General features: G+C 54.9%; 16 protein-coding genes. 9 read left to right on the forward strand and 7 right to left on the reverse strand.

Features of this window, described 5'->3' with window-relative positions; translation table 11 throughout:
* The first annotated feature begins 64 nt into the window (after positions 1–64).
* On the forward strand, positions 65–1,027 hold the full coding sequence (locus CWR52_RS20675) for an FAD:protein FMN transferase (protein WP_104950618.1): 963 nt from the start codon (positions 65–67) through the stop codon (positions 1,025–1,027).
* On the opposite strand, the gene dcuR is transcribed toward CWR52_RS20675, so the two are convergent.
* Positions 1,008–1,727 carry a two-component system response regulator DcuR gene (gene dcuR / locus CWR52_RS20680; protein WP_104950619.1) on the reverse strand — a complete coding sequence of 240 codons (720 nt, stop codon included), beginning with the start codon at positions 1,725–1,727 and terminating at the stop codon, positions 1,008–1,010. The genes CWR52_RS20675 and dcuR overlap by 20 nt on opposite strands.
* Complete coding sequence (locus tag CWR52_RS20685; RefSeq protein ID WP_045908150.1) at positions 1,724–3,340, reverse strand: sensor histidine kinase; 1,617 nt, start codon at positions 3,338–3,340, stop codon at positions 1,724–1,726. Before CWR52_RS20685 ends, dcuR begins: the two co-directional genes overlap by 4 nt.
* Before the next feature lie 165 nt (positions 3,341–3,505).
* Between CWR52_RS20685 and CWR52_RS20690 the strand changes: the two genes are divergently transcribed.
* Positions 3,506–4,369, forward strand: a complete 864-nt coding sequence (locus CWR52_RS20690; RefSeq protein WP_104950620.1) for an N-acetylmuramic acid 6-phosphate etherase — start codon at positions 3,506–3,508, stop codon at positions 4,367–4,369.
* A 56-nt stretch (positions 4,370–4,425) separates the two neighbouring features.
* Here the strand turns inward: CWR52_RS20690 and ompC are convergent, their stop codons facing one another.
* Positions 4,426–5,568, reverse strand: coding sequence for a porin OmpC (ompC, locus tag CWR52_RS20695; protein WP_104950621.1), 1,143 nt, complete (start codon positions 5,566–5,568; stop codon positions 4,426–4,428).
* Between the two features lie 284 nt (positions 5,569–5,852).
* Between ompC and CWR52_RS20700 the strand changes: the two genes are divergently transcribed.
* The 3 genes from CWR52_RS20700 (at position 5,853) to CWR52_RS20710 (ending at position 8,503) form a co-directional block, all read left to right on the forward strand.
* Positions 5,853–6,554, forward strand: coding sequence for a phosphohydrolase (locus CWR52_RS20700; protein ID WP_104950622.1), 702 nt, complete (start codon positions 5,853–5,855; stop codon positions 6,552–6,554).
* A 61-nt stretch (positions 6,555–6,615) separates the two neighbouring features.
* A complete protein-coding gene (locus CWR52_RS20705; RefSeq protein WP_104950623.1) occupies positions 6,616–8,031 on the forward strand; it encodes a DNA cytosine methyltransferase in 1,416 nt (471 codons plus the stop codon).
* Positions 8,012–8,503 carry a very short patch repair endonuclease gene (locus tag CWR52_RS20710; RefSeq protein ID WP_104950624.1) on the forward strand — a complete coding sequence of 164 codons (492 nt, stop codon included), beginning with the start codon at positions 8,012–8,014 and terminating at the stop codon, positions 8,501–8,503. The genes CWR52_RS20705 and CWR52_RS20710 overlap by 20 nt, the downstream gene beginning before the upstream one ends.
* Here the strand turns inward: CWR52_RS20710 and yedA are convergent.
* Entirely contained in the window at positions 8,475–9,389 is a 915-nt protein-coding gene (gene yedA / locus CWR52_RS20715) for a drug/metabolite exporter YedA (RefSeq protein WP_104950625.1), read from the reverse strand. The genes CWR52_RS20710 and yedA overlap by 29 nt on opposite strands.
* Positions 9,390–9,567: 178 nt before the next feature.
* Here yedA and CWR52_RS20720 point away from each other — a divergent pair, with 178 nt between their 5' ends.
* The 3 genes from CWR52_RS20720 to dgcQ all read left to right on the forward strand — a co-directional run bounded on the left by CWR52_RS20720 (position 9,568) and on the right by dgcQ (position 12,514).
* Entirely contained in the window at positions 9,568–10,479 is a 912-nt protein-coding gene (locus tag CWR52_RS20720) for a DUF808 domain-containing protein (protein ID WP_104950626.1), read from the forward strand.
* A 78-nt stretch (positions 10,480–10,557) separates the two neighbouring features.
* Entirely contained in the window at positions 10,558–10,740 is a 183-nt protein-coding gene (locus tag CWR52_RS20725) for a YodC family protein (protein ID WP_023618677.1), read from the forward strand.
* A gap of 73 nt (positions 10,741–10,813) precedes the next feature.
* Positions 10,814–12,514, forward strand: a complete 1,701-nt coding sequence (gene dgcQ / locus CWR52_RS20730; RefSeq protein ID WP_104950627.1) for a cellulose biosynthesis regulator diguanylate cyclase DgcQ — start codon at positions 10,814–10,816, stop codon at positions 12,512–12,514.
* On the opposite strand, the gene CWR52_RS20735 is transcribed toward dgcQ, so the two are convergent.
* Positions 12,499–13,299 carry a mannosyl-3-phosphoglycerate phosphatase-related protein gene (locus CWR52_RS20735; protein ID WP_104950628.1) on the reverse strand — a complete coding sequence of 267 codons (801 nt, stop codon included), beginning with the start codon at positions 13,297–13,299 and terminating at the stop codon, positions 12,499–12,501. The genes dgcQ and CWR52_RS20735 overlap by 16 nt on opposite strands.
* A gap of 301 nt (positions 13,300–13,600) precedes the next feature.
* Positions 13,601–13,828 carry a YodD family peroxide/acid resistance protein gene (gene yodD / locus CWR52_RS20740; protein ID WP_032641438.1) on the reverse strand — a complete coding sequence of 76 codons (228 nt, stop codon included), beginning with the start codon at positions 13,826–13,828 and terminating at the stop codon, positions 13,601–13,603.
* Between the two features lie 128 nt (positions 13,829–13,956).
* Here yodD and dsrB point away from each other — a divergent pair, with 128 nt between their 5' ends.
* Positions 13,957–14,145, forward strand: coding sequence for a protein DsrB (gene dsrB / locus CWR52_RS20745; protein WP_008500312.1), 189 nt, complete (start codon positions 13,957–13,959; stop codon positions 14,143–14,145).
* Positions 14,146–14,247: 102 nt separating this feature from the next.
* Here dsrB and rcsA read toward each other — a convergent pair whose 3' ends face one another.
* On the reverse strand, positions 14,248–14,871 hold the full coding sequence (gene rcsA / locus CWR52_RS20750; RefSeq protein WP_013097740.1) for a transcriptional regulator RcsA: 624 nt from the start codon (positions 14,869–14,871) through the stop codon (positions 14,248–14,250).
* Between the last annotated feature and the right edge of the window lie 92 nt (positions 14,872–14,963).

Raw genomic sequence — 14,963 nt, forward strand, 5'->3', positions numbered from 1 at the left:
ACGTTATCCGGCATTTCCCCCGGCGGCGCGGTGCCAGCCGGGGCTACAGCTGAGGACTCTTGCCATGCCTGATAGCCATCGCGTTTACAGTTACTCCGCCGTCCTGATGGGCTCACCCATCCTCCTGAAGCTCTTCTCCCATGACGAAGCCCTCGCGTCCCGCGTGTTTCGCCTGATCAAACAGTATGAAAACCTGCTCACCGTCAACCGCGCGCACTCCCAGGTGATGGACATCAACCATGCGGCCGGCCAGCATCCGGTCACCGTCAGTCGGCCAGTGTTTGATCTGATCCGCTGTGCAAAAGCGGCAAGCCTGTTCAAGGACAGCGCCTTTAATCTGGCAATCGGTCCGCTGGTGAAGCGCTGGAAGATTGGTTTTCAGGGGGACAGCGTTCCGCCTGCCGATGAAATCGCGTCGCTGCTGGCGATAACCCGTCCTGAAGATGTCCTCCTTGATGAGGCCAGCAGCAGCGTGTTTCTGACCCGGGCGGGGATGGAGATCGATCTGGGGGCGATTGCCAAAGGCTATATCGCCGACAGGGTGCGGGATTACCTGCGTAAAGAGGGCGCTGAGCGGGGGCTGATTAACCTTGGCGGAAACATTCAGACCTTAGGCTCCCCGGAAGGGGGCTGGAGCGTTGGGCTGAAAAAACCGTTCGCCGGGGATGCGCTGATCGGCACGATGGTCGTCGAGAACCTCTCCGTCGTGACGTCGGGAACGTACGAGCGCTACTTTGAACACAACGGCAAACGCTATCACCACATTCTCGATCCGCGCACCGGATATCCGCTGGACAACGAACTGGACAGCGTGACCATCATTTCAAAAGATTCCATCGACGGCGATATCTGGACCACGCTGATGTACGGCATGGGCGTGGAGAAGGGCTGCGCCGCGCTGCGTGCGCGTCCAGACATAGAAGCGATCTTTGTGACCAAAACAAAAGAAGTGGTGTTCTCTTCAGCACACCACTTCCGCTTTACCCTGCTGGACGATACCTACCGCGTTACTGGCAGTATTGCTTGAGCAGGCCCGTCTGCTCCGGCTGGAGACGGTAGCGATACACCGGACGCCCGGTGGCGCCGTAGTGAATGCTGGTGAAGAGAATATTGATTTGCGCCAGCCAGATCAGATATTTGCGGCAGGACACGCGGGAAATATTGACCGCGTTTGCCAGGTCATCGGTAGAAAACTCCGTCTCCGGGTGTGCGTCAATCCACTGGCAAATCGTGCGCAGCGTTTGCGGCGTTAACCCTTTCGGCAGCTTTTTGCTGTCTGCCAGTTCCGGTGCCCCGCCGTGGATCAGACGGTCGACGTCCGCCTGCTCGTAATATTGATGCGACCCCATCAGGCTGTGCTTTGCCTTCCAGCCGTTCAGCGCCTCTTCAAAGCGTGGGAACTGGAAAGGCTTTATCAGATAATCCACCACGCCATAATGTATGGAGGTCTGGATCGTGGCGGCGTCGGCGGCCGAGGTGATCATGATCACGTCGATTCGGCGGCCGGATGCGCGAATGACGGGCAGGAGATCCAGCCCGTTATCCTGCTGCATATAGACATCCAGTAGCACCAGATCGACAGGATGGCTGGGGTCATTAATGATGGCCTCGGCCTGGTTTAGCGTGGAGGCGACGCCACAGCAGGTAAAGCCTTCAACACGGTTGACGTACAGACGGTTGAGGTCGGCCACCATGGCGTCATCATCGACAATTAACACATTTATCACGCGATATTCCTCTCGCTATCCCAGGGGATGTGAACAAAAAATTGGGTAAATACGCCGGGCTCAGACTCGACGGTGATATCGCCGCCAAGGTTCTGAATCTGCTGGCGAGCAAGGAACAGCCCAACGCCGCGGTTGTCGCCTTTTGTTGAGAAGCCCTTTGTAAAAATAGACTCCAGCTGAGTGGGATCAATGCCGGGGCCATCGTCGCTGACTTCACAGCTGAGCCAGCCATTCTGATAATGCAGCAGCAGGCCAATCTCACCTTCCTGCTGTCCTTCCATCGCGTCGAGCGCGTTTTCAATGAGGTTGCCCAGCGCGGTGATCAGCACCGCGACCTGCTCTTCACTTGCGGTATCCGGTATCTGGCTTTCATCCGCCAGTGTCAGGGTGACGCCCGCTTCTTTCGCCCGGTTGATTTTACCCAGCAGGAACCCGGCTACCACCGGGGATTTTACCTTGCTCTGTATCGTACCGATATCCGTCTGGTAATGATGCGCCGTCTGCAGGATGTACTCTTCCAGCTTGTCGTAGCGCTTCATGTGCAGCAGGCCCAGGATCACATGCAGTTTATTCATAAACTCATGTGTATGGGCGCGCAGGGCATCGACGTAATTCACCATGCCATCAATACGCTGCATCAGCTGGCTGATTTCTGTTTTATCACGGAAGGTGGTGATGGCGCCGATCACCCGATCCTGACTTTTCACCGGGACCATGTTGCACAGCAATAGTCGGCCGTTGCAGCTGATCTCCTGATCCTGGCGCGCGACGCCCGTCTTCGAGACGTCACGCAGGCTGGCCAGCAGGGGGGCGCTGGTGTTTTCGGTCTGCTTGCCGGAGGGGAGAAGCAATATTTCTCTGGCGGTCTGATTAATCATCGTCACGCGCCCGTGAATATCAACGGCCAGCACTCCCTCACGAAGCGACTGCAGCATCGCCTGGCGTTGTTCGAACAGGGCGGAAATTTCGTAGGGTTCGAGTCCGAACAGGATGCGTTTCAGGACACGCACCAGACCCCAAATCGCCATCGAACTCATAAAAATGCTGAACAAAATGGTCCAGACGGCGTTTAGCCGCCCGCGGGTAATCTGCTCTTCAACCTTATTCAGGGAGATACCGACCACCACCACGCCAATCTGCTCGTGCTGGCCGTCGTAGACGGGGGTAAATACGCGCAGCGCTTCGGCGAGCGCGCCCCGGTTAACCGATACGTTCTCTTTGCCTTCCAGCGCGGGCGTTAAATCGTCGCCGATAAAATGCAGCCCCAGCAGCGCCTCGTTCGGGTGAGAATAGCGGATCCCGCGCATATCGGTGACCACGGTGAACAGCAGATCGTTTCGTTTCGTCACCGCCTGGGCGATGGGCTGAATAATATTCTCCTGCGGCGCCTGCATCAGGCCGCGCTGTATCTCGGGGCTATCGGCGAGGGTGCGGGCAATGCCGAGCGCGGTGTCTTTGACATCATCGCGTGTGGCGCGGGTGATCTGCACCGAATAGAGCGCAAAGACCACCAGCAGCACTGAGCCGATAATCGCGCATACCATCAGCGTGACCAGCGTATTGAGTTTCATGGGGCGCTTGCGCGTCGGAAGGAAAGGCTGCAAATCGCTCATCAATACTCCGCGATGATTAAGTAAGGAGGTAATTATCGCCGATGACGCGCTTTTCTTAAAGCCATGTAAAGGCGTGGATTTGGTCCTCTTTTCGTGACCCTCCTCGCAGGTCATCTATATAAAACACTTTATAGTGTGTGGGTACTCATAATAAGGAGGCTGTTTATGAGCATTCTGCTTACCGGTTCGGTCAAGGAAAGACGGCACGCCAGCACGATGAATATCGATCGATTGTCCACGCTGGACATGCTGAAAGTCATTCACCAGGATGATGCACTCATTTCTTCTGCACTCACCCCTTGTTTACCTGTGATTGCCCGCGCGGTGGATAACGCTGCCGCGACCCTCAATCACGGTGGCCGTCTGGTGATTGTCGGGGCGGGGCCGTCTGGTCGGGTCGCGCAACAGGTTGCCGATAACTATGCGCCGGGCAAAACCCCTGTGGTGGCCGTTACGGCACAAGAAGGGGAAGGGAGCTACGAGCGCGGCGTTGCCGATCTGCAGGCCATTAAGTTTGGTGAACACGATATGATGCTGGCCGTGACCGTCAGCGGAAAAACGCCGTGGGTCTGGGGGGCAATGCGCCATGCATGGTCGCTGGGTTCGCCGGTCGCCGTCATTACCGGTGATGCGCAAAGTGAAGCCGCGCAGCTGGCGAGTATGGTTATTGCTCCCGAACTGGGTGCCGATGTGGTGGCAGGCTATCTCAACACCAAAGCGGGGATTGCGCAGAAAATGATCCTCTCGATGATCGCTACCGGGCTGGCCGTTCGAACCGGGCGCGTTTACAGCAACCTGAGGGTGGATCTCGAGGCAAGCAGTACCAAATGGGCCGAACGCCAAATCGCCATTGTGATGGAAGCAGGGGGATGCTCCCGGGCGGAGGCAAAAGCCGCGCTGGAGAGCTGTAACCATCACTGTAAAACGGCGGTATTGATGGTGCTGACAGGGCTGGATGCATGGAAAGCCCATGAACTGCTGGCGCAGAATAACGGGTTCATCCGCGTGGCGCTGCAGGAAGCGCCGTAATACAGACCGCGAAGAAATAAAAAAGGCCGCAGATGCGGCCTTTGATCTTTTTTGGATTAGAACTGGTAGGTCATGCCGACGCCAACGATGTCGTCGGTGGAAATACCGTATGCGTCATACAGCGCTTCATCGTTGTCCAGCATGTTGATTTTGTAATCAACATAGGTGGAGAAGTTTTTGTTGAAGCTGTAGGTCATGCCCAGGTCGATGTAGTTAACCAGATCCTGATTGAATCCTTTACCGTCCAGGTCTTTACCTTTTGAGTAGACCCATGCCAGGGAAGGGCGCAGACCGAAGTCGAACTGGTACTGAGCAACCGCTTCAAAGTTCTGGGTCTGGTTGGCGATACCAGAGTTGCCGATTGGCGTCATGTTGCGGGTTTCCGCATACATCATCGCCAGGTAGACGCTGTTAGCATCGTATTTTGCGCCAACGGTCCAGGCTTCAGCTTTTTCGCCACCCGCATAGCCAATGCCTTCCGCGGCTTTGCCATAAGCAACCTGCTCGTTAGTGCGGTCAGAAGATGAGTACGCCGCACCCAGGCTCAGGCCGGAGAGATCGCCAGAGAAGTCATAAGAGGTAGACATGCCGAAGCCGTCGCCGTTCTGGAAGCGTACGTCTTTATGACCGTTTTTAGTACCTTCCTGATCTTCTGTAAGATCCTGACCTTCATTCGCACCCTGATACTGCAGCGCGAAATTCAGACCCTCAACCAGACCGAAGAAATCGCTATTACGGTAGGTTGCCAGACCGTTAGCACGGCCATTCATAAAGTTATCGGTCCAGGTGTAAGAGTCACCGCCAAATACAGGCAGCATATCGGTCCAGGCTTCAACGTCGTACACGACGCCGTAATTACGGCCATAATCAAATGAACCGTATTCGCCATATTTCAGGCCAGCGTATGCCAGACGGTTAAAGGATTTATCCCCCGCGCCTTCGGTATCGTTCGCGTAGGTTTTGTATTCCCACTGGCCGTAGCCGATCAGATCGTTGGTAATCTGCGTTTCGCCTTTGAAGCCAATCTGCACATAGGTTTCATCGCCGTCGTCGCTAGCGTAGTCAGAGAAGGTGTGACGGGCATCAACCTTACCGTACAGGTCAACTTTGTTGCCGTTTTTGTTGTACATCTCAGCCGCATTTGCTGCGCCTGCCATTAATAACGCGGGTACCAGAATTGCCAGAACTTTTCTTTTCATTATATATTCCCTTAAAAGATAATTTATATGAATATATGTAATCACTCTCCGTAATTACAGAATCGATACTATTCTATGGCTTGTGATTTAGTTTCAAGAATAAATGTAATTAAATTCGATGAAATATTGCTAAATATTTCTATTGGTCTCATTATTATTCCAGTGAATTAATTCATTGAATTTATATGATGTAATTATTATTAAGTATTTCGAAATTCTATTTTTAAATTGTTTTAATTCGGCTATTTTATATTTTATTCTCATTGAACAAACAGGACATGACGATGGAACTTACCCGGTGGCAGCACATATTTGAGCGCTGGCTCGAGGAAAACCACAGCACCGACGATACCGCACATGATATTTCGCATTTTCGACGGGTCTGGATGACGGCGCAAAAAATCATGGTTCACCACACGGCCGAACCGCGGGTGATTCTGACCGCCTGCTATTTTCACGATATTGTCAGCCTGCCGAAGAACCATCCTGAACGCAGCCAGTCGTCACGGCTCGCTGCTCGCAAGACGAGCGATTTACTGCGCCGCGACTTCCCGGACTTTCCGCCCGAGCATATTGCCGCCGTCGCGCACGCGATTGAGGCGCACAGCTTTAGCGCCGGGATTGCGCCTCAAAGTATAGAAGCCAAAATTGTGCAGGATGCAGACCGCCTGGAGGCGCTGGGCGCGATTGGCCTGGCGCGCGTTTTTGCCGTCTCGGGCGCACTGGGCGTGCCGCTATTTGACGCGGACGATCCCTTTGCCGATGCGCGTCCCCTCGACGACCGCGCGTTTGCCCTCGACCATTTTCAGACCAAGCTGCTGCGTTTGCCTGATACAATGCAAACGGACATGGGCCGCGAACTGGCACGTCACAATGCCGATTTCCTGATCCAGTTTATGGCGAAACTCAGCGCCGAATTACACGGCGACTGCCTCGGGCTGGATAGCCAGGTGCTGAGCCGCTTCCGTCGCAGTTTGCGCAACTGAACTGTGGTAATCTGTTCCCAGTCTTTACTCTCCGGTTAAAAGAATGCAGGAAAATCGATCAGTGACAGAGCCCGCGCCCGCGCAGGGTGAGAAATCAACGGCAACGGTGCAGGCCTTACTGCGCCAGCTGTTGGATATCTATGATGCTAAAACGCTGGCAAGCCTGCTGGTGGCGCACGGCGAGAGCCACTGGAGCCCGGCGATCCTTAAACGTCTGCTGACCAGCGAGCGAGCAGGGCGTCGCCTGAGCGAAAGCGAGTTTCGTTATCTGCAAAACCTGCTTCCGCGTCCTTCTGCCGCGCACCCGAACTATGCCTTCCGGTTTATCGATCTGTTTGCCGGTATCGGCGGCATTCGTCACGGTTTTGAAGCCATCGGTGGACAGTGCGTGTTTACCAGCGAGTGGAACAAGCACGCCGTGCGTACCTACAAGGCAAACTGGTACTGCGATCCGCACGAGCATCATTTCAACGCGGATATCCGCGATGTGACCCTGAGCCATAAAAGCGGCGTGAGCGATGAACAGGCCGCCGAGCACATTCGTCAGACGATCCCGTCGCATGACGTGCTGCTGGCAGGCTTCCCGTGTCAGCCTTTCTCGCTGGCCGGCGTCTCCAAAAAGAATGCCCTTGGACGCGCCCACGGTTTTGCCTGCGATACGCAGGGAACGCTGTTTTTTGACGTGGCGCGCATTATTGACGCCCGTCGTCCGGCCATTTTTGTACTGGAAAACGTCAAAAACTTAAAAAGCCACGACGGCGGGAAAACCTTCCGCATTATCATGCAAACGCTGGATGAGCTGGGTTATGACGTGGCCGATTCAGAGGACATGGGCGCGGACGATCCTAAAATTATTGATGGGAAATATTTCCTGCCCCAGCATCGCGAACGCATCGTGCTGGTGGGCTTCCGCCGCGATCTCAATCTGAAAGGCGATTTCACCCTGCGGGATATTCCTTCTCTGTATCCCGAGCGCCGCCCCACCGTGGCCGATCTGCTGGAACCGGTCGTCGACACGAAATTTATCCTGACCCCGGTGCTGTGGAAATACCTCTACCGCTATGCCAAGAAGCACCAGGCGAAAGGCAACGGCTTCGGCTTTGGGATGGTCAACCCGAACGATCCGTACAGCGTCACCCGCACGCTGTCTGCTCGCTACTATAAAGACGGCGCGGAAATCCTGATCGACAGAGGCTGGGACAAGGCGCTGGGTGAAAAAGATTTCGACGATCCGCACAACCAACGCCATCGCCCACGGCGCTTAACGCCGCGCGAATGCGCCCGGCTGATGGGCTTTGAGACGCCGCAGGGCTATCGCTTCCGCATCCCGGTGTCGGACACCCAGGCGTACCGCCAGTTTGGTAACTCGGTGGTGGTTCCCGCGTTCGCGGCTGTCGCAAAGCTGCTGGCCTCGCGCATCCGACAAGCGGTGGCACTTCGTCAGGGTGAGGCCGTCAATGACGGATGTTCACGATAAGGCGACGCGCAGTAAAAACATGCGTGCCATCGGCACGCGTGACACCGCCATTGAAAAGCGCCTGGCCGCGCTGCTGACGCAGGCGGGGTTTGACTTCCGCGTGCAGGATCCCACCCTGGCGGGACGCCCGGATTTCGTCATCGACGCCTGGCAGTGCATCATCTTTACCCACGGCTGTTTCTGGCACCATCACGACTGCTACCTGTTTAAAGTCCCGGCGACGCGTACCGATTTCTGGCTGGATAAGATTGGCAAGAACGTCGAGCGCGACAATCGGGATCTGACCACGCTGCTGGCGCAGGGCTGGCGGGTGCTGATCGTCTGGGAGTGTGCACTGAGAGGCCGATTAAAGCTGAACGATACCGATCTGCGCGAACGGCTGGAAGAGTGGATCTGCGGCGGCGGTCAGGCCGCGCAGATCGACACGCAGGGTATTCACCTGCTTACGGTTTCTCCACCTCACAAGGCGTGACCACCGGTTTTGCCGGCAGCAGATATTTGCCCAGCGTGACCAGCACGACGGCAAACACGATGATCCCTAAAGCAATCCATTCCACAGGCGAGAGCGTTTCTCCTCCCAGTCCTGTCCCGAGCAGCACGGCCACGACCGGGTTAACGTAGGCGTAGCTGGTGGCGACCGCCGGAGAGACGTTGCGGATCAGGAACATATAGGCGTTAATGGCGATGATAGAGCCAAACAGCGCCAGGTAGCCTACCGCGAGAAAGCCCGACAGGTCCGGCAGCGCGGTCAGCTTTTCTCCCGTCAGGGTGGAGGCCAGAAGCAGGACAATCCCCGCGGCGAGCATCTCAATCGCACCGGCCATCATGCCGGTCGGCAGTTCGATACGCGACCCGTAGACGGAGCCGAACGCCCAGCTCATCGAGCCGATCAGGATAATCACCGCGCCCCACGGATTCCCGCTCAGGTTGCCGCCGCTGTTGAGCAGAACAATGCCGGCCAGGCCAATCCCAATCCCCAGCCATTCCAGTTTGCGGGTGCGGATGCCGAAAAGGCGGCTAAAGCAGAGGGTAAACAGCGGTACGGTGGCAACGACCACGGCGGCGATCCCGGACGGGACGTTCTGGTGCTCGGCAATCGTCACAAACCCGTTACCCACCGCCAGCAGCAGCAGGCCGATCAGGGCGGCATTCAGCATCGGGCGTAGCGGGGGAAGCTTATGCCCGCGCAGGAGCAGGAAGGCCAGCAGCAGGATACCCGCCGAGAGGAAGCGGATGCCCGCCATCATCAGCGGCGGCCAGCTCTCCACGCCGATGCGAATGACAAAGTAGGTTGAGCCCCAGATGATGTACAGCGAAAAGAGTGCCCCGATGAGCGGTAGCAATTGCCGGAAACGCATAATCCCTCACGACGAAATAAAAAGTTCGCTGATAGTAAACGCGAAAACTATCGCGCTGGCGAGCCCTTTAATTGTGTGGCAGATGTGAATTTTTTGTTGACGTAAGGTGCCTGTTTCCGGGTTGGCGCTTTTGCTCCATACTATTCACTTAATTACCAAAAAATGAAGGATTAAGATTTTGGCAGGAAGTAGCTTATTAACATTGCTGGATGATATTGCCACTTTACTGGACGACATTTCAGTGATGGGTAAACTGGCGGCGAAGAAAACCGCAGGCGTGCTGGGCGATGATTTATCGCTTAACGCCCAGCAGGTGAGTGGGGTGCGGGCAAACCGTGAACTGCCGGTGGTGTGGGGCGTGGCGAAAGGCTCGTTCCTGAACAAGGTGATTCTGGTGCCGCTGGCGCTGCTGATCAGCGCGTTTATTCCCTGGGCCATCACGCCGTTACTGATGATTGGCGGGGCATTTCTCTGCTTCGAGGGCGTGGAGAAGGTGCTGCACTCCTTTAGCGTGCGCAAGCAGAGCGATACGCCGGAGGTGCGCCAGCAGCGTCTTGAAGCGCTGGCCGCGCAGGATCCGAAAACCTTCGAGCGCGATAAGGTCAAAGGCGCCATACGGACCGACTTTATCCTGTCTGCGGAAATCGTCGCGATTACGCTGGGCATTGTCTCTGACGCGCCGCTTCTGAATCAGGTCCTGATCCTCTCAGGCATCGCGATTCTGGTCACCGTGGGCGTGTACGGTCTGGTGGGGCTGATTGTCAAGCTGGACGATATTGGCTACTGGCTGGAGGAAAAATCGAGCGCGGTAGCAAGAGGCATCGGCAAAAGCCTGCTGGTGCTGGCCCCGTGGCTGATGAAGAGTTTGTCGGTGGTGGGTACGCTGGCGATGTTCCTCGTGGGCGGCGGAATTGTGGTTCACGGCATTGCGCCGCTGCACCATGCCATCGAACATTTCTCCTCCACACAGGGGGCCGTTATCGCGGCGATTCTGCCTACGCTGCTGAATCTGGTGCTGGGCTTTATCATTGGCGCTATCGTCGTCGCGGCGGTGAAGCTGGTTGAGAAAATTCGCGGCACGTCGCACTAATTGTTACCGTCGGCAGGATGCAAAAAGACCATTCCTCGTCTAAATTGAAACAGTTTCACCCTGATACAGGAGGCAGGTATGGTCTTTTTGGTCAGTGATGAAGTTAAGCCTAAGAAGGGCGGCCCACGTATGATCGTCACCGGGTATTCCAGCGGAATGGTGGAATGTCGGTGGCACGATGGCTATAGCATCAAACGGGAAGCATTCCGTGAAGATGAGCTTCAGCCGGGTGACGGGCAGCACCAGCGGGACAAGGCTTAATCACATAACGCCCGGCTTTGCCGGGCGTTTTTATCTCAGGTTTCGGGTAAAGAGCAGTAATCAGGGAGTGTGTGTGCAGCGCGATACCTTTGTTGTAAGACAAACTTTTTTGCAATGGCTGCATAAGCGTAGCAATCCGGGGCGGATTGTTAATCTCTGTTTTCTGATCGTTCTGGTGTTTTCCACGCTCCTGACCTGGCGTGAGGTGGTGGTGCTGGAAGAGGCGTACATCTCCAGCCAGCGCAACCATCTGGATACGGTGGCCAGTTCGCTGGACAGGCAGTTACAGAACAGCGTCGACAGGCTGCTGTTGTTTCGCCAGGGCATGCATGATGCAATCGAGACGCCGCTGGCCTTTGATGTCTTACAGGATGCGGTAACCCGCTTTAATACCGTCCGCATGCTCCCCACCTGGCAGCTTGCCGTTGATAAAAAGCGTACGCTTCCCCTTAACGGGGTCTCGGATGCATTCGTGGAGAAAACCACGCTTCTGAACCGGGACGCTGAGCGCATCAGTCATGAAATTTCTGCCGCACTCGAAGTAGGGTATCTGCTCAGGCTGGCCTCGTCGAGAGCGCAAACGGAAGCGCGGGTGATCTACGTTTCTCGCGCCGGTTTTTTTCTTTCCACGGATACGCCAGACCAGGCGGGTAATATTACCGCCCGCTATTACAATCTGGTGACGCAGCCCTGGTTTACCCAGCAGTCAGAGCGTCACAATCGCGCGCGCGCGGTGCGCTGGTTTATCTCTACCCGTTCATCCTGGACCCAGGATGAACGTACGATCACCGCCAGCGTGCCCATCTATCTCGATCACTACTGGTATGGCGTCGTGGCGATGGATTTCACATTGAGCACGATGCAGCAATTGTTGGCAGAGGCGACGGAAGACCGTACGGAGGGGGAGTATCAGCTGTACGATACCCGGCTCAATATGATTGCTACCTCAGCTCTTGCGGAAAACGCGGTTAACCATTTTGACGAACGCGAGACGGCGCAGATTGCCCAGGCGATTGAGCATGATACCGGTGGCGGTATCCGCCTCGGAAGCCGCTTTATTAGCTGGGAGCGGCTCGATCACTTCGATGGCGTCGTCCTGCGGATCCACACCCTGCATGAAGGGGTGCAGGACGATTTTGGCAGCATCAGCATCGTGCTGGCGCTGCTGTGGGCGCTCTTTACCGCCATGCTGCTGATTTCTTGGCTGGTAATACGCCGAATGGTCAGCAATATGTACACGCTTCAACACTCGCTCCAGTGGCAGGCCTGGCATGACCCGCTTACCCGTTTGAATAATCGCGGCGCGCTGTTCGAGCGCGCAAAATTACTGGCAGAGAAGTGTCATCAGCAGTCGCTGCCGTTCTCGGTCATCCAGTTAGACCTCGACCATTTTAAAAGCGTCAATGACCAATACGGCCATCAGGCCGGTGATAAAGTGCTCTCCCACACGGCCGGACTGATTGCCAGCGTGTTGCGTAAAAACGACGTGGCCGGGCGCGTGGGGGGAGAAGAGTTTTGTGTCGTCCTGCCGGGGATAGGCCTTGAGGAGGCCAGAGTGGTTGCGGACCGTATTCGATGCCGAATTAACAGTAAGGAAATACTGGTGAAAAAGAGCACGACCCTGCGCATCAGCGCTTCACTCGGTGTCAGCAGCGCGGGGGAGAAGGAAAACTACGATTTTGAGCAGCAGCAGTCGGTTGCAGACGCCCGGTTATACAAAGCGAAGCAGGGCGGGCGTAACCGTGTTGTCTGGAACGATCATGACAAAAAATGATCCAGCCCCTCCTGCCAGCCCGCGGGGCCGGGCTGTTGGGTGTGATAGACCCGCTCAGGATTATCGTCCCGTAGCGTGATGCCCTGGCGATTAATCCCCTTGATGACCACCGCGAAGTCCATGCTGTCGAGCAGCGGCGCATCGTTAGGGCCGTCGCCGAGCCCCAGCGTGGTGGGCTCGATCTCGTCCTGCTCGCGATACTGTTCAATCAGCCAGTTAACCGCCACGTCTTTACCGCAGCGGGCGTCGAGAATATGCCAGAAGCGCGCCCCCTGCACACACTTGAGGCCGATGTGCGCCAACTGCTCTTCAAACTGGACCAATTTCTCGTCGGTATCGCGCCAGATGAGCGTGACGGAGGCGTCATGCTTGCGGGCAAGCGTCGAACGGTAGCGCGTCAGTCCGGTCCACTCGCTGATAATGTACTCATCCACATCGTCAAAGGTGGTGAATTTAAAGCCCGTCTGCAGGCGAATCTGCTCGATTCGCGGGCGAATATCCCGGTGCGTCATCCCCCGGATCTGACGCTGGACCTTGTCCCAGCGCACGTCAGGCTGAATGACCGCGCCGTTCTCGGCAATAAACGGCAAGCCTTCCAGCCCCAGATCCTGCTGAATATCCAGCATCTCTGCCGCGGTTTTGCTGCTGCAGAGAATGATCGGAATCTGGTTATCCTGCAGCCTGTCCAGCCAGGGCATGGCGGGTTGCCAGTCATAGGTATGAATATCCAGCAACGCGCCATCCAGGTCAGAAAAAATCAGCAAGGTATCCCGCAGTGAAGGCATAGTGACTCCCGATGACGGTTGCGTTTCGTTCTAAGAAAATTCCTAAAAAATGGCCGAATTGTTAACAGATGAAATGGGAACAATCCCTGGCAAACCCGCATTCGGCGTAAGTTATTGCTCATAACGAAAAGCATTATGTTAAAAATATTATATTCATCATAAGAATATATGCTTGTCAGACAAATTCGTTGGGGATAGTGTGGCTTGTACATCAGATTTCCTGGTGTAACGAATTTTCAAGTGCTTCTTGCATAAGCAAGTTTTGATCCCGGTCATCCCCATGACCGGGATTTTTTTCGCCCTAACGATTGGCTTCCGACACGCTAAAGTCGTGAATATCGAGCTCGAAGGCCTCCGCCAGCTCACGATAGGTGTGATAATCCCTTCCGTTAACAATGACGCGGTCCGAATTGTCGTCCGTCCTGCGGACTTCTGACTCGCTAATCTCATTGATGGCGGCCAGCAGGGCATCGACATCCACCTCAACTTCGCGCTTGATGGTGTCGCTGTACGCTTTATCGGTCTTCATTGCGGGTTCCTCATTCAGCCGGGTCCATCGCTAAGTATAGACTGTAGATAAAAACGCCATTCACACCGGGCGGCGATGTGCGATTTTGCGTTTTGTTCTACACTGGCTCAAAACCAGAGGAGGAATGTATGAAGGTCAACGATCGGGTAACCGTTAAAACGGACGGTGGGCCGCGCCGCCCGGGTGTGGTGCTGGCAATTGAAGAGTTTAGCGAAGGGACAATGTACCTGGTATCACTGGAAGACTACCCGCTCGGCATTTGGTTTTTTAACGAACTGGGGCATCCGGACGGTATTTTTGTTGAGAAAGCAGACTAACACGGCGTCGGGTAGCATATCGCGTGCCCGACACCCTCTGCAGAAGCAAAAATCTCTGGCCAGGCCAGAGATCAAAGGTAGGGTGCACAGGGTCTTAAGCGACTAACGCATGTTGACGAAAATCCCGTTCGTCACATTATCGGTCAGGCGTACCACGTGGTAGATCACTTGCTTATTATGCGTTTTAATTTTCCGTTTAATATTTCCTTTGTGTGATGAAACGGTTTTCGCTTTAATATTCATCTGGTCGGAGATCTGAATAGTTCCTTGTCCCGCCATCCACATTCGCAGCATACTTGATTCAGTCCTGCTTAATGATAGGGTGGGTAAGTTAACCGCTCCTACATTTTTAACTTCTTTATTCAAATAATCACCCAAAATGTCATCCAGCGACTCGGGTTTAATCGATTTAGAACTGATCAATAAATTTTTACGGACCAACAAATACTCATCGAAATGGATATTCGCGATCGCCATAAAAACAATAAACAGGGTTTTTGGATGCTGATTAATGATTTGCTTAATGTGCTGACTGTTGGCTGGATCGTGAATGAAACAGTCCTCATTAATAAACACCACGCCTGGTTTTAGTTCGTCACAAGCGGCTGCGAGTTCCTCAACGGTGTGTGCATCGTTGATGTCTCTCTTTCTTACCCCTCTGCTTGCCAGGTACCCGGTTAACCCTAGCCGGGTGTAGCTGCATAAATCCATAATGATCGTTGACATGGCATACCCTCACTCAATGCGTAACGATAATTCACCATCTGCCTGAGAGCTCAAAACAGCCATACGGGATGGAAAAAAATAATAAACCTGTG

The organism is Enterobacter sp. SGAir0187 (assembly GCF_002952735.2).
Classification (GTDB): domain Bacteria; phylum Pseudomonadota; class Gammaproteobacteria; order Enterobacterales; family Enterobacteriaceae; genus Enterobacter; species Enterobacter quasiroggenkampii.